The organism is Vibrio sp. 1641, assembly GCF_033339995.1.
GTDB lineage: Bacteria > Pseudomonadota > Gammaproteobacteria > Enterobacterales > Vibrionaceae > Vibrio > Vibrio alginolyticus.
The window spans coordinates 1-554 of the sequence record NZ_JAWOVP010000422.1; the positions used below are offsets into that span (position 1 = coordinate 1).

General features: G+C 48.6%; 1 protein-coding gene. It reads right to left on the reverse strand.

The genetic code is table 11. The annotated features are described in order from the left end of the window. Positions 1 to 554: conjugal transfer protein TraG N-terminal domain-containing protein (locus R7Z47_RS26335; protein WP_318130962.1), on the reverse strand; the 554-nt coding region annotated here is incomplete at both ends.

Sequence of the window (554 nt, forward strand, 5' to 3'; positions counted from 1 at the left end):
ACCACTGAGCATGATTCGAGTGCCATAAATGCGCGAATCAAACCTAATCGCAGTCATCGGGTTAGGATCACTCAGCACCTGATCGAGGTTCTTTTGGCCGATGTCGATACCAATCAAGGTGCACTCTTTGATGTAGTTAAACCACGATTGCTCGATGTCCGAGCCGCCGACACGATTTGCATCACCCAACCCAGAGCGATCCATCACCTGTTTTCTCACTTTAATCAGTGACTGTAAACTGGATGCAAAGCCGTATTCCGTCATCGCGGGAGTTGAGAAGGCGGTTTCAAACAATCGCGTGATTTGAAAGCCAACAGTCGAAATCGTACTACCTGCGGCAGCAACACCGATGGGCACATTATCAACCACTCGAACTTGTCCCGTGTACGCATCCTCAATGCTCACTCGGGTACTGGGCCCAAACATGGTTGCAAAGACTAGCCATGAGACTAAAACGTGTTGAAAGTTAATCCCACGACCACCTTGCATTAAGGCCTGAACAGAGACCATCAATACCCCAATGAGCAAGCCAATGCGAACCATTGAAGTAAAGT